The organism is Alteromonas sp. MmMcT2-2, assembly GCF_022348305.1.
Lineage (GTDB): Bacteria > Pseudomonadota > Gammaproteobacteria > Enterobacterales > Alteromonadaceae > Alteromonas > Alteromonas macleodii.
In genome coordinates this window covers 1-20,076 of the sequence record NZ_JAKRFA010000016.1, presented here as the reverse complement: position 1 = coordinate 20,076, position 20,076 = coordinate 1, and the positions used below count along the sequence as shown (strand labels likewise).

14 protein-coding genes are annotated in these 20,076 nt (G+C 44.7%); 7 read left to right on the top strand and 7 right to left on the bottom strand.

What is annotated here, in order from left to right; translation table 11 throughout:
- Nucleotides 1–57: 57 nt before the first annotated feature.
- Nucleotides 58–1,368: a lipoprotein-releasing ABC transporter permease subunit gene (locus MHM99_RS11140; protein WP_239219344.1), complete on the bottom strand. Its 1,311-nt coding sequence runs from the start codon at nt 1,366–1,368 to the stop codon at nt 58–60.
- Between the two features lie 192 nt (nt 1,369–1,560).
- Between MHM99_RS11140 and MHM99_RS11135 the strand changes: the two genes are divergently transcribed.
- The 4 genes from MHM99_RS11135 (at nt 1,561) to MHM99_RS11120 (ending at nt 8,070) form a co-directional block, all read left to right on the top strand.
- Nucleotides 1,561–2,169 (top strand): PilZ domain-containing protein, encoded by a 609-nt coding sequence (locus MHM99_RS11135; RefSeq protein ID WP_131136225.1) that lies wholly within the window; start codon nt 1,561–1,563, stop codon nt 2,167–2,169.
- 51 nt (nt 2,170–2,220) lie between these two features.
- Nucleotides 2,221–5,718, top strand: coding sequence for a transcription-repair coupling factor (mfd, locus tag MHM99_RS11130; protein WP_239219342.1), 3,498 nt, complete (start codon nt 2,221–2,223; stop codon nt 5,716–5,718).
- 1 nt (nt 5,719) lies between these two features.
- Nucleotides 5,720–7,471: a CsiV family protein gene (locus MHM99_RS11125; RefSeq protein WP_239219340.1), complete on the top strand. Its 1,752-nt coding sequence runs from the start codon at nt 5,720–5,722 to the stop codon at nt 7,469–7,471.
- Between the two features lie 83 nt (nt 7,472–7,554).
- Complete coding sequence (locus MHM99_RS11120) at nt 7,555–8,070, top strand: cob(I)yrinic acid a,c-diamide adenosyltransferase (RefSeq protein ID WP_239219338.1); 516 nt, start codon at nt 7,555–7,557, stop codon at nt 8,068–8,070.
- A 47-nt stretch (nt 8,071–8,117) separates the two neighbouring features.
- Here the strand turns inward: MHM99_RS11120 and nagZ are convergent, their stop codons facing one another.
- A complete protein-coding gene (gene nagZ / locus MHM99_RS11115) occupies nt 8,118–9,128 on the bottom strand; it encodes a beta-N-acetylhexosaminidase (protein WP_239219380.1) in 1,011 nt (336 codons plus the stop codon).
- A gap of 98 nt (nt 9,129–9,226) precedes the next feature.
- On the opposite strand from nagZ, the gene MHM99_RS11110 reads away from it, so the two are divergent.
- Both MHM99_RS11110 and ybaK read left to right on the top strand, forming a co-directional pair.
- The gene (locus MHM99_RS11110; RefSeq protein WP_239219336.1) at nt 9,227–11,629 is read left to right on the top strand and encodes a penicillin acylase family protein; all 2,403 of its coding nucleotides are present in this window, start codon (nt 9,227–9,229) and stop codon (nt 11,627–11,629) included.
- The gene (gene ybaK / locus MHM99_RS11105) at nt 11,626–12,096 is read left to right on the top strand and encodes a Cys-tRNA(Pro) deacylase (RefSeq protein ID WP_049586485.1); all 471 of its coding nucleotides are present in this window, start codon (nt 11,626–11,628) and stop codon (nt 12,094–12,096) included. Before MHM99_RS11110 ends, ybaK begins: the two co-directional genes overlap by 4 nt.
- A 60-nt stretch (nt 12,097–12,156) precedes the next feature.
- On the opposite strand, the gene MHM99_RS11100 is transcribed toward ybaK, so the two are convergent.
- The 5 genes from MHM99_RS11100 to pheS form a co-directional block, all read right to left on the bottom strand.
- The gene (locus MHM99_RS11100; protein ID WP_239219334.1) at nt 12,157–12,750 is read right to left on the bottom strand and encodes a hypothetical protein; all 594 of its coding nucleotides are present in this window, start codon (nt 12,748–12,750) and stop codon (nt 12,157–12,159) included.
- 483 nt (nt 12,751–13,233) lie between these two features.
- A complete protein-coding gene (locus tag MHM99_RS11095; RefSeq protein ID WP_239219332.1) occupies nt 13,234–13,779 on the bottom strand; it encodes a hypothetical protein in 546 nt (181 codons plus the stop codon).
- Nucleotides 13,780–13,893: 114 nt separating this feature from the next.
- Nucleotides 13,894–14,193, bottom strand: a complete 300-nt coding sequence (gene ihfA, locus MHM99_RS11090; RefSeq protein ID WP_012518129.1) for an integration host factor subunit alpha — start codon at nt 14,191–14,193, stop codon at nt 13,894–13,896.
- A gap of 3 nt (nt 14,194–14,196) precedes the next feature.
- Nucleotides 14,197–16,584 (bottom strand): phenylalanine--tRNA ligase subunit beta, encoded by a 2,388-nt coding sequence (gene pheT / locus MHM99_RS11085; RefSeq protein WP_239219330.1) that lies wholly within the window; start codon nt 16,582–16,584, stop codon nt 14,197–14,199.
- Nucleotides 16,585–16,598: 14 nt separating this feature from the next.
- Nucleotides 16,599–17,579 (bottom strand): phenylalanine--tRNA ligase subunit alpha, encoded by a 981-nt coding sequence (gene pheS / locus MHM99_RS11080; RefSeq protein ID WP_015066912.1) that lies wholly within the window; start codon nt 17,577–17,579, stop codon nt 16,599–16,601.
- Nucleotides 17,580–17,819: 240 nt separating this feature from the next.
- On the opposite strand from pheS, the gene MHM99_RS11075 reads away from it, so the two are divergent.
- Nucleotides 17,820–19,697, top strand: coding sequence for an acyltransferase family protein (locus MHM99_RS11075; protein ID WP_239219328.1), 1,878 nt, complete (start codon nt 17,820–17,822; stop codon nt 19,695–19,697).
- The last annotated feature ends 379 nt before the right edge of the window (nt 19,698–20,076 follow it).

Sequence of the window (20,076 nt, the reverse complement as noted above, 5' to 3'; positions counted from 1 at the left end):
TTAAAAGACCGCGAGTATAGTGAATTTTGCACTAACTTGCACGGTAAATTCAGCGATTTATTCGTTTTGGAGCGCTTGCGACGGTGCAATTTTCATCGCTTTGCGCGCTGGATAAACGCTGGCTAAAACACACAGTAGCAAAGACAGCAAAGCAATGCCTGCAATTTGTACAACGTCCATTTCAATTGGCAGCCCTCTACCGTCTGCCGCTAAGGCTAACGGCGACCCGATAAGATCCAAAATGTTATTTAATTGGAGTGTAATTACCACGCCTAATACTAGACCAATACCAGCGCCTTTAATGCCGTTAAACAAACCGTTTAACACAAAAATCCACATTACTGAACTGGGTAACATACCTTGAGTTTGGAGTACTGCGATATCGCCTTGTTTTTCCGTTACCACCATTACCAGTGCCGAAACGATATTAAATGCCGCTACCGCGATAATAAGCAGCAACATGAGCGTCATCATGTTCTTCTCCATCTTGACGGCATCAAATAGCGGCCCCTGACGCTCACGCCAAGTCTTCATATTATTTACAGAGACACCCACCCTATCGGTGAGCGCGCTAACAACTGCTTGATAATTAAAAGCGTCATTTAAAAAGAGTCGAAGCGATTGTTCGCTACCTTTAGGATCTCGCATTAAGCGGTTCACATCCTTAAGGTTCATATATATCACTTTGTCATCCATCTGCGAGCCCATATCGAAGACACCCACCACGGTTACAAGCCGTTGACTTGGCATTCTTCCAAAAGGTGTATACACACTTGCGCCTGCCACCATAACCCGCAATCTGTCTCCAACTCGCGCTTCAAGTTTAATGGCAAGTGAGCGCCCAATAATGGCAGCAAAACTCCCCTCAGTTAAATCGCTAAATCGCCCCTGTTCCATGTGGTTTGCTACCAAAGTATGCTCAATCATTACTTCAGGCAGAACACCGTGAACCTGAACACCACGCAAGTCCGAGCGAGACTGCACTACTGCTTCAGCTTCCCTGTAAGCCATAGTGGCAACAACGCCTTCGATGGGTGTCTTGCTAATTTCTTTCAAAGTAACTGTCTGCGTTTTTTCTGCAGTTTGCGTGGGTGTCTCTGAAACTTCATTTTCGTTGGATGTCCTGCTAAGACTCTCGCTTATGATGGGTGTCTTTGTAATTTCAATATGAGGGACAATGCCTAATATGCGCTGTTTTAGTTGACCTTCTAGGCCGTTCATAACAGACACAACGATAATGAGCGCCATCAATCCCAGTGCAATACCGGCCACTGAAAATCGATTAATAAATGAAACAAAACTGGTTTGGCTTGCTTTGTTAGACTTGGCATAACGATAAGCAATGAATGCAGAAAGAGGATAAAACATAGCGCCTTGCTTTTCAGTAATACGGTAATCTGCCTTATGTTTAGCTATGCTTAATGAATGAGAAATTCAGATAAGTAGCCCAAAGACGAGATGACGGGTTAACCCCAAAATAGTAAAGTGGGTATACTACGTGTGATCGGTATACTACTTATAAGTTACTAACTGCACAAGAATTAGTGGCAGAGGAATGATGTGAGCGAACTTAGCCTAGAACAAAAAAAAGCCCAATTCGATGAATATTTTTCAATCGCACATCGCATAAACGCCAATATGCGCCCGTTAGGTGAAGACGAAGTAGTGCCTGATGAAGAAAACTTAGAGGAGTCGATGCCGTATGCATTTCGCATTGCCAGCGAAATGGCCGCTATTGAAGCGCAAGCAATTCGTCCGCTTCGCAACTTAAGTGACCACGCTGAGTCGCTGGCTGACTACTTAAACCATCAGTCTCGAAAAATTGACTTGATGATGTCGTTCGTTTTGCACCAGCAAGACGAGCCAGAGTTTCGCTTCAAAACCGTAAAGCTCGGTGGTGGCGGTGTGGTCATCGAGTCAAAAGAAGCATTGGATGTGGGCGCCAAAGCGGAACTTAAACTTTTCTTGGATGCCGAAGCAGCAGCAATATTTTGTTTTGGCGAAGTAATTACTTGCGAGCAAGTAGAAGACCGTTACCATATCGCCTTTATTTTTAACACCATTCGAGAGCAAGATCAGGAGCTTTTAGTTCGCGCTAGCTTGCATATTCAAACGCAACAGCTAAGAAAGCGGGCAAAAGAAAAAAAGCGGGATCTGAATAGACCCTAACATCAGTATATAAGCCGTAAAACTCATCTTGCACTAAAAAAACAGGACGTCATGACAGCCACTTTATTATCGCTTCCATTACCTGGGCCTAAAAAAGAAGCCTCATCACAAGATCACAAACACTGGGGCCAACTTCAAGGCAGCAGTGCCGCACTATGTATCAGCCAAGCACTCAGCCAATACAAAGGCCCTATTGTACTGATTACCGCCGATACACCCTCGGCAATGAAGCTCGAAAAAGAAATAGCCTTCTTCTTAAGCGATAATATAAAGCATACACCTATTACTTTGTTCCCAGATTGGGAAACACTGCCCTACGATTCGTTTTCGCCCCATCAAGACATTGTTTCTCAGCGATTAGAAACCCTATTCCGCTTTACACAGCAAGGCGAAGGCATATTCATAGTGCCTGTTAACACGTTAATGCAGCGTTTAGCCCCTACCGATTATTTAGCAAAGTATTTGCTTATGCTAAATAAGGGCGACACCTTAGATAGAGATCAGTTCAGACGCAATCTCGAGCAAGCCGGCTACCTGCATGTTAGTCAGGTAATGAGCCACAGCGAATTCTCGGTGCGCGGCAGCATCATCGACCTTTTTCCGATGGGAAGCGACCAGCCATTTCGAATAGACTTGTTTGATGACGAAATCGACTCCATTCGCTATTTCGATACTGAAACCCAACGCTCTGGCGAGGCTGTTAACGAAATTCGCTTGCTACCAGCACGAGAATTTCCTACAGACAAAGAGGCAATCACGCTTTTCCGCCAGCAGTTTTTAGAAAAGTTCGACGCAAACAATGCATCTGAAAGCGTATTTTCTCAGGTAAGCAAGGGCACCATGCCGAGCGGTGTGGAATATTATCTTCCCCTCTTCTTTGAAAAAACCGCTACGCTTTTTGACTATCTCCACCCTAAAAGCCTGCTATTACTTCACGGTGATGTGCAAGACGCCAGCGAATTTTTCTGGGCCGACGTACAAGAACGTTACGAGCAGTATCGTTATAACTTAGCCCGTCCACTGCTTGCACCAGACGAGCTGTTTTTACCTATAAATGAGCTATTTGGTGCCATAAAACAGTGGCCACGTGCATCCCTTTCCAGCAAGGTACTTGAAGAAAAATCAAGTACTAGCAACCTTCAGTGCGAAAAGCTTGATGATATTGCGATTAACTCGCAGAAAAAAGTACCTGCTGAAAGACTCATTAAAACGGTAAATCAAGCCACTGACAACGGGGCTAAAGTACTGTTTTGTGCTGAAACCCAAGGTCGCCGAGAGGGTTTGCTAACCGTACTTGCCAAAGCGGGCATCAAGCCAAAGATTGTTGATAGCTTTAGCGATTTTATCGCAAGCCACGACGCCATTGGCATTACCGTGGGTATGGTTGATAACAGTTTCCGCTGGCAAACTCAGGAAGGCGAGCTGTTATTCATTACCGAAACCGAACTATTAGGGCAAAAGGTAAGCCAGCGCCGCCTTCGCGATAAACGCACCGCCACCGACGAAAGCGCCATTATCCGCAACCTGGCGGAACTTTCTATTGGTCAGCCTGTGGTACATCTCGACCACGGTGTTGGCCGTTATTTAGGCCTTCAAACATTGGACGCGGGCGGCGTAGCAACCGAATATTTGTGCATTGAGTATGCCAAGCAATCTAAGCTTTACGTGCCTGTGGCATCGCTTCACTTAATTTCACGCTACACTGGTGGTGATGCCGACAGTGCGCCAGTTAGCGCCCTTGGCTCTGACGCATGGACAAAAGCCAAGCAAAAAGCCGCCGAAAAAGTACGTGACGTAGCCGCTGAACTATTAGATGTGTATGCCCGCCGCGCAGCTAAGCCAGGTTTTGCGTATAAAATTAACTGGGACGACTACCAAGCGTTCTCAGACAGTTTTCCCTTTGAAGAAACGCCTGACCAAGCCCAAGCCATTGCTGCGGTTATGCACGACATGGGCAGTCCATCGGCTATGGATCGCCTCGTTTGCGGTGACGTAGGTTTCGGTAAAACCGAAGTTGCCATGCGCGCGGCATTCCTTGCAGCTAATGCTGGTAAACAGGTGGCTATTTTGGTGCCCACTACCCTATTGGCTCAGCAACATTACGAGAACTTCAAAGACCGCTTTGCTGCGTGGCCATTTGAAATTGAAGTAATGAGCCGCTTTGTGAGTGGTAAAGCGCAAAAATCTGTGGTTGAGCGTATCGGCGAAGGGAAAGTAGATATTGTAGTAGGCACACACAAACTATTGTCTAGCGATATTAAATACAAAGATTTGGGCCTTGTGATCATCGACGAAGAACATCGCTTTGGCGTGCGTCAAAAAGAGAAACTTAAGTCATTACGTGCCGATGTTGATATCCTTACCCTTACGGCAACGCCTATTCCTCGTACGCTTAACATGGCGTTATCAGGCATGCGCGACTTATCGATTATTGCCACAGCCCCGGCTCGTCGTTTATCAATTAAGACTTTTGTGCAGCAGCGTAATAAAGCCGTTATTCGCGAAGCCATTATGCGTGAGATACTGCGCGGCGGTCAGGTTTACTTCCTTCACAACGAAGTGGATAGCATTGCGCGAACGGCCGAAGAAATCGCTGAAATCGTTCCCGAAGCCCGTATTGCAGTGGGTCACGGCCAAATGCGCGAGCGTGAACTTGAAGGCGTAATGAGCGACTTCTACCACCAGCGCTACAACGTACTTGTGTGTACTACCATCATTGAAACAGGTATCGACGTACCAAGTGCGAATACCATTATTATGGATAGAGCCGACCATTTAGGTTTAGCGCAGCTGCACCAGCTTCGTGGTCGTGTGGGTCGTTCGCATCATCAAGCGTACGCCTACTTATTAACGCCGCATCCAAAGCGCATGACCAAAGATGCAGTAAAACGTTTAGAAGCAATATCGCAGCTTGAGGATTTAGGTGCAGGTTTTGCGCTTGCTACCCACGATTTAGAAATTCGTGGTGCCGGTGAGCTGTTAGGCGACGATCAATCGGGGCAAATAGCGAGTATTGGTTTCAGTTTGTATATGGATATGCTCGATAAAGCCGTTAACGCGCTTAAAGAAGGTAGAGAGCCGTCATTAGACGATGCAACATCAGGCCACACCGAGGTTGAATTACGTATTCCAGCCCTATTGCCTGAAGACTACATTGCCGACGTTAACACTCGCCTATCACTATACAAACGCTTGGCAAGCTGCACAACGCAAGACGACATTGACGAATTCCAGGTAGAATGTATCGACCGTTTTGGTCTGTTACCAGAGCCTGCTAAAAACTTGATAGAAGTGGCTGAAATTAAACTAAAAGCCCAGGCGTTAGGCATTCTAAAAGTAGACTTGTCGGCCCAAGGCGGTACCATAGAGTTTAAAGAAACCACTAAGGTTAACCCAGGCTATATTATTAGTTTGGTGCAAACCAAACCAAACACCTTTAAGTTTGAAGGAAGCCAAAAACTGCGTTTGGTGAAAAAGACCGAAACAGCTAAAGAGCGCATCGCGTTTATTAGCGATATTATTGCCGATTTTGCAAAGGAGTCGCGGTAACATGAAGTTATCTCGCTGGTGCCCGTTAGTTGCATCAATAAGCGCCGTTTTCTTAACGACAATTTCAACTACAGCCAACGCCAATGACAACTGGTGGTTCGATGTGGAAGTTATTGCGTTTAAGCGCAACGTGGCACTAACTGAGTTAGAAGAGCAGTTTTCTTTGGCTGACAACTTGTCAGCCCCTCGCGCTCAGGCAGACATCATTAGCGATATCATTTCGCCTGATATAAGCTATCTAAAACAAGGATTAGCCGTTTGCGGCGCTGAAACATCGGTTAAGTGGCCTAGCAACGGACTATTGAGCGTGCCCGCAAAAGATGTAGATTTCTTGTCGCTGTCTAAAGATAACAGTTCGCAGTACGGTGACATGTCTCCTAACTCTTACTCTGAAGAAGCGGGCTATGGATATAATGAAACATCTGATTTAACAGCCAATGAGCCACCTCCTACACCAGACGTGGCGAGTCAGGCACAAAGCGAAACCATTGATGGCGATGAGTTTGGCGCTACTTATTCTTCAACAGACTCAGACTATAGCGAGAGCCTTAGCTACTCGAATGAGGGGGTCATCACTGACGACGCTACACCCGCTCCTGATGCTGCAACCATCGCCAGCTATTGGACGTCATTCTTCGGCGTAAAAGATTCCTCACCTGTCACGGTGCCTGTATTTAAATACTGTGAAGAAACGAAGCCATGGCTTAGCGCTGAGGTAACCAATGCACTTAACGTTGCTGTTCCAAGCGACAACGAACTAATCTCAGGCGTTTCGACAAGCGAGAGCAAGTCTAGAAGCAGCGCGCTTCAACCTGTAATCGTATGGAAGGTGAATCAGCCGGATAATAGGCTACCCGCTCCAGCAAGTTTACCTATTATCATTGAAGGACACGACTGGCCGCTTGCTTCAAAAGCGCATCTGCTTACCAGTAATCAGCAAGCACTGTCTTCAATTTCTCGCCAAATACGTTCTAATCGCGAGCTAGAACGTTTGTTTCATGCAACCTGGCGTCAGCCAGTTATGTTTGGTAAGAACAAAGCTTTCAACGTGCGTCTTTATGGTGGGCAAAACTACGCGCAGCAGTTTGACTTGAACGGTGATATGCGAGCTCCAAAACACGTTGATAATGTAAACAGTGAAACTGACGATTCCGCTCCAGAGTTTGGTTACGGCTCCACCGCCGCTCTTACTGATAATGATGCTTATAAAAACACATCGAGCACAGATGAAAACAGCCTAAGTGGTGTAAGTACTGCTTTTGAAGCTGATAAAACTGCAGCGCATGGCACTGATCAATTTCTTGCTGTTTCAGATATTTTTGCCGATTTGGACCGCCGTTTGTCAAACCCACAGGCTATAGAGTATGGCGCATTTAAAGCGCTTGATACGCCGATGATTGTAGAGCAAGGTGAAGATGACACTACCGACGCTTCGTTAAGAACCCCCATTTGGGAAATTGACGGCACTATCAAAGTATTTCTTAAGTATATTAACCGCGTACCTTACCTTCATGTAGATGGCGAGATGTTTTATCGCCAGCCGGTGCCAATGAGCTACTTCAGCAGTGAAGATGACAGCTCTGGTAATGCTGCTAAGCCCCGTCAGGCGACATCAACAGCGTACAAACTGGTTTCAGTTCCGTTAGCTGAGCAAAGACGTGTAATCAGTACGCAACTGCATTATTTCGACCACCCGCTGTTTGGTTTTGTAGTACAAATTCGTCGCTATAATCGCCCTGACGTTAGCGAGTAATTTGAGTAAACACTTAGTGTAAGTGCTTTGGTTTTAAAGGCAAAAAAACAATGTTTGCGATTGATAGAGAGATATAGGTTTTAATGAAGATTTACACTCGCACTGGTGATAAGGGCAGCACGCAAATTTACGCTGACAAAGCCGTTCGTGTAGATAAGGATGATTTAGTAGTACAAAGCTACGGCGATATGGACGAACTTAATAGCCACATCGGGCTACTAGCAGCGCATGTTACTGACAAACATAAGCCAATGCTCCAGGACATTCAGCGCAACCTGTTTCAAGCTGGCTTTGCTATTTCAGCAAGCTCAACGCTGACGCAAACTGATATTGAGAACCTAGAAAGCCTTATAGACAATATTACCCGTCAAATGCCGCCTAATACATCGTTTGTGCTGCCTGGCGGATGTAAGGCTGCTGCCCAGGCTCATGTTTGTCGTGCTGTATGCCGCCGAGCTGAACGTGCTGTCATTAGCCTATCTAAACATTATGATGTGCCGGAAGTGGTACATGCTTATTTAAATCGCTTAAGCGATTTTCTCTTCACTTTTGCGCGATTTATGAATGTAGAAGCTGACGTAGACGAAGTACCAGTATAAGCAAACGGCATTAAAAAACAGAAAATGAAAAACGGTAGTTATAGAAACTACCGTTCGCTTAAACGCTTCACCAGCTCAACCGCACTGTCGTATTTATCATTAAGCCCCGCAGGCATGACACGGTCATAAAGCGCCATAACGCGCTCTCGCTTTTGTAAATCGTTGTGAGACGGGTTAGCAAAGCGCTTTTCTAATCCATCAAGGATAGCCTCAGCCCCTTTCGGATTGTTGCAGGCAAGTACCATATCGCAACCTGCTTCCAGCGCTGCCTCAGCACGCTCAACGTAACTTCCCGCAACACTTGCGCCGTGCATAGACAAGTCATCAGAAAATACTGCGCCGCCAAAGCCTAGATCCTGTTTAAGGATATCCTGTAGCCATTTAGTTGAGAAACCCGCAGGCTTATCGCACACCTGATTATAAATAACATGGGCAGGCATAACGCCATCAAGCAACGCACGCTCAATTAAGCGTTCAAAGACCACCATATCGGTACTGCGTATCTCATCAAATTCGCGTTCATCGATGGGTAACGCTACATGAGAATCTGGCGCTACACTGCCATGCCCAGGAAAGTGCTTTCCAATAGCTGGCATATTTACGGCTTTTAGACCTTGGATTAGATGAGCGGCAAGGCGAATAACGTCATCTGCACTGTCTGAAAATGCCCTGTCACCAATAACTTGCGATACACCATTTATATCAAGCACCGGTGCAAAGCTAAAATCGATATCTAAGGTTTTAAGTTCATAAGCCAATACTAATCCACACGCTTTTGCGTATGCAGCACTTTCATCTTGATGCTCTGACTGCCTTAAAATATCGCCCATTGCAGGTATGGCAGTAAAGCCTTCACGAAAACGCTGAACGCGGCCGCCTTCATGATCAACGGCAATCAACACCGGTTGCTTCGCAAAGCGTCTTATATCTTGAACCAGCGCCGAGAGCTGACGCTTGTCGTGATAGTTACGGCTAAATAAGATTACGCCTCCCACCACCGGGTGTGCTAATTTTTCCTTTTCTTCAGGCAAAAGTTCTTCAGCCTGACAGTCCAACATTAGTGGTCCCACAGCACCGCCTTAGTATGTGTCATAAAACATCACTTCAAATTTGCAATTTCTGTAGTTAGGATAGAGAAAAATAGGGAGTTTTACACGTGATAAATTGGTTCAAGTGGTTGGTTTTAAGTGTTTTGGCACTGCTTTTTTTAACGGTACTGGGATTGTACATCTCGCTTCGTATGAGTTTGCCCGCACTTGACGGAAATAGCGCCACCTATCACGTAAACGCACCTACTGAGCTAAGCCGTGACGAACTAGGCCAAGCTATTATTAAAGCCAACGATATTTTCGACGCAGCCTATGCACTGGGTTTTGCGCATGCTCAAGATCGCTTTTTTCAAATGGATTTACAGCGCCGCGCCGCATCGGGCAGTTTGTCACAATGGGTGGGCGACATTGCCCTAGATATCGATAAAAAAGCCCGCTTTCATCAATTTGAGAAACGAGCAAAAGCCGTATTCGATAACCTTCCGTCAAAACAACAAGAACTACTCGTACGTTACGCCCATGGCGTAAATGACGCATTGTCTGAGTATACGTTGCCACCTTTTGAATACCTAGCTGCAGGCGTTGATATAAAACAATGGCGCCCCACCGACAGTATTCTTGTGATTTACAGTATGTATTTGGATTTACAAAGTAGCCAAGTAGAACTTGATTTAGCAAGAGAGGCACTGCTTTCAACATTTGGGAATGATGTATACAGCTTCATTACTCAGCCGAGTAATTATCAGGCAGCGCTAGATGCCAGCGAGATACCATTGCTTGAAGCACCTATTCCAGAGTACCCTGCATCGCTACGCCCAATTACTCACTCACCAGAAGATAGTAATGACGAGAGTCTTAAACACGAGCCTGAAGACGCGACTACCCAGTACTCAAACGATAACGACAATACTGCTATCGCCCGTGCACAATATAACGGTACTGAGCTTCCTGATATTGGTAGCAATAACTGGGCGGTGACCGGAAGTCACACCACGACAAGCGCAGGCCTTTTAGCAAACGACATGCATTTAGGATTGCGGGTTCCCATCATCTGGTATCGCGCCCAGCTAAACTATCAAGAATCGGGCAGCGATGTGCAAGTAACCGGGGTTTCCCTGCCGGGCATTCCTGGCATTGTTGTAGGCACCAACGGCCATATCGCTTGGGGTTTTACCAATGCAAATTTAGATAATGTAGATTGGATTGAGTTAGACGAAACAACGCCCACAAGCACGGTAACAGAGCGTATTCCTTTACCTGATGGTGAACATACATTTGAGTTTGAAATAAGCTCGTATGGGCCAGTGAAAGAACTCAATGGCAAGCGCTATGCACTTAATTGGGTAGCGCATCATCCGTTTGCTGCTAACTTGGGAATAATAAACTTCGGCAATGCAAAAAATGTCCAAGCAGCGATAAAGATAGGCCAACGCATTGCTATTCCCACGCAAAACCTCGTGATTGTTGATGAAAGCGGGAATGCGGCTTGGCTTCCTGGCGGCGCAGTTATGGAAAGGCAGCAGGCTTCATTCACTGCTATAAAAGAACAAGAAGCAGTAAACACACTACCAAAGCGCGCATCAAAGCTTCCCATGGTTTTAAACCCCGATATGGGAAGAATATGGACTGCAAATGCCAGAGTAATTTCAGCTGATGACTTCAAAGTCTGGGGCGACGGTGGTTACGCGCTAGGTGCTCGCGGACAACAAATAAGAGACCGTTTATTTGAAAAAGACACCTTTACTGAGACTGACTTTTACGCCATTCAGTTAGATAATCACGCCCGCTTTCTTATTCCTTGGCAGCACCTTTTGTATGGGCTGCTTAATATGCGAGACATTGAATTTAAGCCTGACCTTGCTTACTTAAACACATGGGGCGAATGCGCGTGTGAACATTCGGTTGGCTATACGTTAGTTAAGCACTTTAGGCAGGAGGTGGTACAAACCCTGTTTGGAGGCCTACTTTCATCGTTAGACCAACAAGGCGTAAACAGTCGTACACTCTTACGTGGTATTGAACCTGCTGTGTGGCAACTTATTCATAGCCAACCTGACTCTTGGCTACCTAACGATACTGAAAGCTTCGACGAGCTACTTGTAGACGCCTACAGGCGCGCCAAACACAAGCTGTTAGACAAGTATTCACCAGTAGAGGCTAACATGGAAACATTAGCCTGGGGCAAGGTGAACGCACTTTCTGTTAAACATCCATTTGCTGATCAAATTCCTCTAGTTGGTGATATGTTAAACATGCAACAAGTAGAAGGTTTTGGTGATACATACATGCCCGCTGTACAAGCACCTAGTTTTGGTGCCTCTGAGCGACTATTTGTCAGCCCTGGCCATTTAGAGGATGCCATTCTAACACTACCTGGCGGACAATCCGGCCACCCACTGTCAAAATTTTTTACAACTGGCTTTAACGACTACGCAACACACGCAGCTACCCCTCTGCTACCCAGCCAGCCGATACATAGCCGAACATTTTACAAAAAAGAGGTTGAATGACACCTGCAATCACTTTGCTTACTAAAAAGCGTATCGCTCACAGCGTTTTAAAATATGAACACGACGCAAATGCGGCGTCTTACGGGCTTGAAGCTGTTGAAAAGCTAAACCTTAACGCCGATACCGTATTTAAAACCTTAGTAGTTAGCACAGACACCAATAAATTGGCCGTTGCCGTAGTGCCCGTAAACACCAAGCTAAGCGAGAAGAAAATGGCAAAAGCGTTAGGTGTAAAAAAGGTAGAAATGGCGCAAGCAAACGCGGTAATGGTTGCAACAGGCTACGTACTTGGTGGTGTAAGCCCATTAGGGCAAAAAAAGCGCTTAGCCAGCGTAATTCATAAAAGTGCTGAAGGCCTTGCCACTATGCACGTAAGCGCGGGAAAGCGAGGGTTAGAAGTGGCGCTTTCTCCTGCCGATTTAGCTTTGCTAACAAGCGCTAAATTTGCGGATATTTCGATAAATTAACTTATTACAACCCAATATATCGTTAGCTGCGTTAGCGAAAACTCACAATGCAGCTTTTAGTTATGCGACTGCCGCCATTATATTCTTAAGGTTTTCGATTGGTTTGAGCCTTTTTTTAATAAGAACATCTTCGTTTATCTTAAGGATTATACCTTTCAGTAAATCAGTGGTGTTTTCTATGTGCGAGAGTGATTTAAGGTGCTCTATGTCTTCGAAAATCTTACGCCCTTTTAGCGATAGGCGCTTTTCTGACCTACCTTTTGCCAAGTCACTTTGAAGGTAACTCGCTATCTTTTTTGCTGACTTTTCATCTTCAGACAATGAGTGAATGTAGTACTTCATCATGCTTGGAACAAAGTCTGTAGTTGCACCAATTTCCATTGTCGCTAAATTTAGAATATCGATTAAATGCGCAGGTAAACGCCCTTCCACTGGCTTTCGCTTTGCTTCATATTGACGTTTAACCGCAGGTGTGGATTGATGAGGTAACACGGTTACGCTTTCACACTTATCGCATACCCCCACCAAAACCTTTTTAACCACTCCCGTACCATCACTGAAAGGAACATCTCTAAGTTGAAATGTCGCATTTTCAAATGACTGGCACGTGCTGCATGCCGCTGTCTGCGACTCGCCGACTTTGAAAATTTTCATATCTTTTCCTTAATGATGGACGCTAACAAACGCTATTCGGTTCTACGTAATACCATTTAACATACCAATTGTGACCGGCTAGCCTTGTCTTAATTACGTGTACTGTAATGCTGCTATCAAAATGATGAAGGCTGGAAGAATAATCGTTTCCTCGACTTCGACCTATAATTTCGGCAACTTCCTCAAGCGACACTTGCCCAATTGCCAATAAATTTTTAACGTCAATATCGTTTCTCTGCTCATGGGAAACGTATCCTTTATTTAGACAGTCAATGACCTGTCGCTTTATTTCCTTGTAACGCACCCAGCACTCCACACGAACGACAAATGTACGCCAAATTGCGTACATTTTCAAATTGAGCTTTCAAAAAATTTATAGTACGAAAAGTAGGAAGGGGTATGAAGCTGGTCTGTGGTATAGGTTTCTGGTGAGTGTTTGAGTGCAGCGCGAGCAATAGCCTAAGTTATAACTTAAATCATAATCTAATTGGCCGCCTGCGCTAACCACTGTTTGCGTGCTTCTTCAAGCGCGGCTACGTCAGGCTGCTCGCTTCCTGAAATAGCGACAGCAATTTGTTGAATGATAGCGTCACGCTTTTCAATTAGCGCATCAGTACGAGCAAACAAGTCCTTGGCTTCCGGATACTGCTCTTTAAGCGTTTCTACCTCTTCCAACGCATAATAACGCGCTTCAAACGCTTCGTTGTACAGCTGGCGCTTAGCATTGAATACAACGTAATCTTTCGCAGTTTCGGAATTAAGATATTCCATATCTTCAGGTGACAAGTTGGCAGCCTGCCCTACTTCACGGGCTTGTACCATCCAAGAATCTACTATTTCGATATTCCCATCTTTCACAGCCTGCTTAACACCTTCCTGCAAATCACTAGCGTGAAGAATTTCCATGACTGTGATTAGCGGAACTTGCGCTGCATCTTGATCTCGTTTGTCTGCATCTAGCGACAAATAAGCAAACCATGAAAACGTAGCAGCAACAATAATAGCAAGAACGACAAGTGCTTTTTTCACACTTTCCTCCAAAGGCATTGCATATAAAAATCAGTGCGAGTGCACTGTAAAAAAGAGGCAATACAAAAAGAGCGAGAGACCCCGCTCTTTTTCAGTATTGTAACGACCTAAAGATTATTGGTCGACAGGCTCTGAGTTTTCAACTCGGCTTTTCAGTTTTTGACCCGGGCGGAATGTAACCACACGGCGCGCTTTAATTGGAATGTCTTCACCGGTTTTAGGATTACGGCCAGGACGTTCGTTTTTATCTCGCAAGTCAAAGTTACCAAAACCCGACAGTTTTACTTGCTCACCAGATTCCAGAGCGCCTTTAATCTCTTCGAAAAAAAGCTCTACCAGATCCTTCGCATCACGCTTGTTAATGCCTAGTTTCTCGAATAGGTGTTCAGCCATCTCGGCTTTGGTCAATGCCATAGTTTACTCTCTTAACGCGGCCCCAAACTCAGATTCCAGACCTTTAACCACAGTATCTACAGCTTGCTGAATTTCAGCTTCTTCCAAGGTTTTATCCGGATCTTGTAAATGAAGTGACAAAGCAAGGCTCTTATAGCCAGGCTCAATTCCCTTGCCTTTGTACTCATCGAACAAGTTTAGAGCAACTAGTTGATTTACGCCAATATTTTCTATGTAAGAAAGAACATTCCCTACACGCACTTCATCTTTTACCGTAATAGCAATATCACGGCGATTCGATGGGAAGCGCGATACTGGTACGGCTGACGGTAATTTACGATCGGTAATGGCATCTACCACTAGTTCGAACACAAATACGCGGCCGTTAACACCAAGCAATTTAGTAAACTGCGGGTGTATAGCACCAATATAGCCAACTTCTTCATCATTAAGCAAAATTTTTGCCGTCATGCCAGGGTGTAACGCACTATGCTGCCCTGTAACGAACTGGAACTCACCGGTTTTACCCGTAAGTGCCAACAACGCCTCAACGTCTGCTTTCGCATCGAAGAAATCAACCGGGCTGTCACCCAAGTCCCAATGTTCTTCATTACGACGCCCTGCTACTACACCACCAATTACTTGTTGTTGCAATACACCATTAGGCGCATCTTGTTGAGGAATAAAGCGTAATCCGGTTTCAAACATGCGAACACGTTGTTGCTGACGCTTCTGATTATAAGCAGTAGCACCTAGCAAACCCGGCCATAAACTTACGCGCATTACCGACATATCAGAAGAGATTGGGTGTGGTAACACCATGCCTTTCACGTCTGGGAATAATGCGTTTTGAATTTTAGGATCTACAAACGAATAAGTAATCGCTTCATTGTAGCCGCGGCTAAGTAGCAACGACTTCATTGTGTTTAGCGGAAGCTTAGCTTCTTGCGAAGGCAACATTGCCAACGTTGCTTTTGGCGCCACGTTTGGAATGTTGTTGTAGCCGTATACGCGAGCAATTTCTTCAATCAAATCTTCTTCAATTGAAATATCGAAACGATAGCTTGGTGCAACCGCTTCCCAGCCAGCTTCAGTTTGAGTAACGTCTAAACCAAGGCGGTTAAGCATTTCCGTTACTTTTTCATCGTCAATGCTAATGCCTAGTACGCGAGACAAACGTTCACGACGAAGCGTAACCGTTGCCTGCTTAGGTAGCTTATCTTCAGCCACGGCTTCAACCACAGGGCCAGCTTCACCACCACAAATTTCAAGTACCAGAGCTGTTGCTCGCTCCATAGCTTTACGCTGTAGCTGTGGGTCTACACCACGCTCATAGCGGTGCGATGCATCGGTATGTAAACCATACTGACGGGCGCGGCCCATAATGGCATCACGGCTAAAGAAAGCACTTTCAAGCAAAATGTCTTGGGTTTCAGTAGTTACACCTGAGTGTAGGCCGCCGAAAATACCCGCCATTGCTAGCGCTTTGTTATCATCAGCAATAACCAAAGTATTGCTTTGTAGCTTCGCTTCGGTTTCGTCTAGCAACGTAAGGGCTTCGCCTTCGTTCGCCATACGCACGTTAATGTTGCCTTCAATGCTGGCAAGGTTAAACGCGTGCATTGGCTGGCCAAGCTCTAACAACACAAAGTTAGTCACATCTACAATAGGGTCGATGCTGCGAATACCGCTGCGGCGTAGCTTTTCAACTAGCCACAGGGGCGATGCTGCTTTAACGTTAACGCCCTTAACTACACGACCTAAGTAACGCGGGCATGCGTCATCAGCGCTTAGCGTAATTGATAACTTGTCATCAATAGTCGCGTCTACCGCAGCTACTTCAGGCTCGCACACGTCAAGGTTGTTAAGCACGCCTACTTCACGGGCAATACCGCGAATACCCAAACAATCTGCACGGTTTGGTGTAAGGTCTACTTCAATGGCGTTGTCATCAAGACCAAGGTAATCGCGAATGTCTTCGCCAATAGGTGCATCGGCTGGAAGCTCGATAATACCGTCGTGGTCGTCGCTAATACCTAGCTCAGAGAAGCTACATAGCATGCCGAATGATGGCTCGCCGCGAAGTTTCGCTTTCTTAATTTTAAAATCGCCTGGCAATACAGCGCCAACAACCGCTACCGCTACTTTAATGCCCTGACGGCAGTTAGGTGCACCACAAACGATGTCTAGCAGCTCATCGCCACCTACATTGATTTTCGTTACACGCAGTTTATCGGCGTTCGGGTGCTGACCGCACTCAACCACTTCACCTACTAGCACGCCTTTAAAGTCGCCTGCTACTGGTTCAACGCCGTCTACTTCTAGGCCAGCCATGCTCAACTGTTCAGACAGCTCATGTGCCGACAGCGACGGGTTAACCCACTCTCTTAACCATTTTTCACTGAATTTCATGTGTACTCTCTGCCTTAGTTGAACTGCTTAAGGAAACGAAGATCGTTTTCAAAGAACGCGCGCAAGTCGTTAACACCGTAACGAAGCATAGTTAAGCGCTCTACGCCCATACCAAAGGCAAAACCTGTGTACTCTTCAGGGTCGATACCCACAGCTTTAAGTACATTTGGGTGCACCATGCCGCAGCCTAGTACTTCAAGCCACTGACCGTTTTTACCCATAACGTCTACTTCTGCTGAAGGCTCAGTAAACGGGAAGTAAGACGGACGGAAGCGAATTTCTAGCGACTCTTCAAAGAAGTGATGTAAGAAGTCGTGCAAAATACCTTTAAGGTCGGTAAAGCTAACGTTCTTATCAACCATCAAACCTTCCACCTGGTGGAACATTGGCGTGTGGGTTTGATCGTAGTCGTTACGATACACGCGCCCTGGCGAAATAATACGCAATGGCGGCTTTTCCGCTTCCATGGTACGAATTTGAACACCAGAGGTTTGCGTACGAAGCATCATGTCTGGGTTAAAATAAAAGGTATCGTGGTCGGCACGCGCTGGGTGATTCGCAGGAATGTTCAGTGCGTCGAAGTTGTGAAAACCATCTTCAATTTCAGGGCCGGTTTTTACCGAGAAACCAAGCTCACCAAAGAAAGATTCAATACGCGCAATGGTGCGGCTAACCGGGTGCAAGTTACCTGGCTTTTCAGTACGACCAGGTAAAGTTACATCAATGGCTTCTTCGGCTAGCTTTTTGTTAAGCTCTTCAGTGCGTAAAAACTCACCTTTTGCAGAAATAGCTTGCTGAATAACTTGCTTAGCTTGGTTAATCTTTTGGCCTGCGGCTGGGCGTTCTTCGTTCGATAACTTTCCAAGCCCTTTAAGTAAGTCGGTAAGTTTACCTTTCTTACCCATGAATTCGACCCTAACTTGGTCTAATGTGGCTGCATCTTGTGCAGCGTCAATCTGGCTTTGTGCCTGATTGATAATAGCGTCAAGCTCCATGTTTTCCTCAATTTACATGATGACTGCATGGCCAAAGCATAGGAAGAATTTTTCTGTGCGCTAAGGCTTGCCTGAAATAAAAGCGGTAGTTTACACGAGTGACAGACATTACCGCTACCCTATATAGCTGATAATGGCGAAATTTCTAAGAGCGTACCCTTTTAAAGCTACTACTCTTTGAACTTAGCATAGTGAATATCCCTAAATATTACTGTAAGGCTGTTCATCACTAGCCTTTATGTGTATAAAATTAAGAAAAATAAATTCTCACAACAGGTAAAACAAAAAATGACATTCAGGGAAGACATTCAAGGCTTGCGAGCATTAGCTGTATTGAGTGTAGTCATATATCATATCAGCCCTCACCATTTACCTGGAGGCTTCATAGGCGTAGATATTTTCTTCGTTATATCTGGTTATCTCATCATGGGGCAGATATACAATAAAATTCAGCAAAACGCGTTTTCTATTTCAGACTTTTACGTAAAACGCTTTAAACGCTTATTTCCCGCTTTTTTTGCGACAGTTTCAGTATCTTCTTTCTTCGCTTTTTTGTACTTCCTTCCCGGTGAATTCAGTAAATATGCGTGGAGTTTAATTTCTTCTTGTCTTTATGTTTCAAATTTCTACTTTTATACGAAGTCAGGGTATTTCGATAGCGAACTACAAGGTTCCCCTCTGCTACATACTTGGTCGCTATCGGTCGAAGAACAGTTTTATGCATTCATGCCAGTAATTATGATACTTGCGTATGGGGTATGTAGAAGGTTTTCTATTGCTATATTAAGTACCATTGGCGCATTAAGTTTTATTGGCTGTGTTTATTTAACTCATAGTGATGTTAGCCTTGCGTTTTTCGCATCATTTACGAGATTTTGGCAATTTATTTTAGGAGGTGCTATAGCTATTTATGGCTTACACTTGAAAAACCATCGTACTCTTTGCGAATTATTGACAACTATTGGTGTAATTACCCTTCTCGCAAGCTGCTTTTTTCTTACTCACGATGAGTTTCCTGGAATAAAAGCTGTTATTCCTACATTAGCTACAGTTGCCGTGCTTACCTTCTCAAGAAAGGGTTTATTCATCTACCGATTATTATCAATCAAGCCTGCAGAATTTATAGGTAATATTTCGTATTCTCTCTACCTATGGCATTGGCCTGTTATAATCTTCTATCAACTTCACTTTGAAACAGAGTTAAAAGCACTAGATAAAGTTATTGTATTAGTGTGTTCAATTTTACTGGGTGTGCTTTCATATTACTTTGTTGAGCAACGTTTTAGAAAATCAAAAAATAGCAAAGGAGTTGCACAAAAAGCATACATTCAAGTTGCCTTTTCTAGCGCAATCCTATGCGCCGTAGTTTATGGTTTAACTTATGTATTGCCCATGCGCTTCAACGAACAGCAATTAGGCTATGAGGAATTCATGGACAATCATGATGCGTCTTACTTCAGGCCTGGCGTATGCTTTTTAACAAGTAAATATTCTGATATTTCCTACTTCAAAAAAGACACTTGCTTAATTGCTCAAGAAGAAAAAGAAAATATTCTATTGGTAGGTGATAGCCATGCAGCGCACTGGTATGCCGGTTTAGAAGCGAATAAAAAGCCTAATCAAACAATAAGTCAAATAACAGCTAGTGGATGTAAGCCTACAATAAGCTACCAGGGTGAAAAGCGATGTGCTCAGCTAATGCGCATTGCGTTTGAGGAGATAATTCCGGCTGGAAAATATGAAAAGATCATAATTTCTGCTAGATGGAAAATCGACGACTTATCCTGGCTACTGAAAACACTGGACGGATTGGCTACAACTAACACGGAAGTTGTCATACTTGGACCAATTATTGAATACACGCAACCCCTTCCACGCATATTGGCTCATATTAATTTTGAAGAAAAGCTAGTGCGTACGAGAAAATATGAATTTATCGCAAGGATTGATTCAGCGTTTGAGAATGAGCTTAGGGGTAGAAATGCAAAATATATATCAATTTTAAAAAGTATCTGCACTAATGCATCTCAATGCAAAACGCTCGCTAAAAATGTGCCGATTCAGTTCGACTATGGTCATTTGACGTTCGAAGGCTCGCTATATTTATTAAAGATTTAAGAGGCAGTTGCTTACTCTTAGCGTCAATAAATCAAACTATTCATCAAGGTCGTTTTTATACCGCTTAAATAAATGCAATGTAACCTTATCTCTCGGCCAATTAGCAATTCACTCTTCCCATCTAAAAGACTGAGCTTTGATGCGAAATAAGTGATTGAAAAATTTATTTAGTCTTATGAGCGGTGACTTATCCCTTTTCATGATAATTTTTAAACGCAGCTTTCCGTCCTTCCGTTGAATAATAATTTGAACTAATGAGCTAGCAACTCCATAGTATTCGTGCATGTTCCGGCCCATTCCGATCACCCATTTCGGTTCAATCCGATCACTGATTTCGGTCTAATCCGATCGCCTATTTCGGAGTTATCCGATCAAAAAT

What these genes read in the sequence shown, in the direction of transcription:
- mfd (WP_239219342.1), top strand. Translation starts at nt 2,221, where the DNA reads ATGACAGCCACTTTATTATCGCTTCCATTACCTGGGCCTAAAAAAGAA.
- nagZ (WP_239219380.1), bottom strand. Translation starts at nt 9,128, where the DNA reads ATGTTGGACTGTCAGGCTGAAGAACTTTTGCCTGAAGAAAAGGAAAAA.
- ihfA (WP_012518129.1), bottom strand. Translation starts at nt 14,193, where the DNA reads ATGGCATTGACCAAAGCCGAGATGGCTGAACACCTATTCGAGAAACTA.
- MHM99_RS11100 (WP_239219334.1), bottom strand. Translation starts at nt 12,750, where the DNA reads ATGAAAATTTTCAAAGTCGGCGAGTCGCAGACAGCGGCATGCAGCACG.
- MHM99_RS11125 (WP_239219340.1), top strand. Translation starts at nt 5,720, where the DNA reads ATGAAGTTATCTCGCTGGTGCCCGTTAGTTGCATCAATAAGCGCCGTT.
- MHM99_RS11140 (WP_239219344.1), bottom strand. Translation starts at nt 1,368, where the DNA reads ATGTTTTATCCTCTTTCTGCATTCATTGCTTATCGTTATGCCAAGTCT.
- pheT (WP_239219330.1), bottom strand. Translation starts at nt 16,584, where the DNA reads ATGAAATTCAGTGAAAAATGGTTAAGAGAGTGGGTTAACCCGTCGCTG.
- pheS (WP_015066912.1), bottom strand. Translation starts at nt 17,579, where the DNA reads ATGGAGCTTGACGCTATTATCAATCAGGCACAAAGCCAGATTGACGCT.
- ybaK (WP_049586485.1), top strand. Translation starts at nt 11,626, where the DNA reads ATGACACCTGCAATCACTTTGCTTACTAAAAAGCGTATCGCTCACAGC.
- MHM99_RS11120 (WP_239219338.1), top strand. Translation starts at nt 7,555, where the DNA reads ATGAAGATTTACACTCGCACTGGTGATAAGGGCAGCACGCAAATTTAC.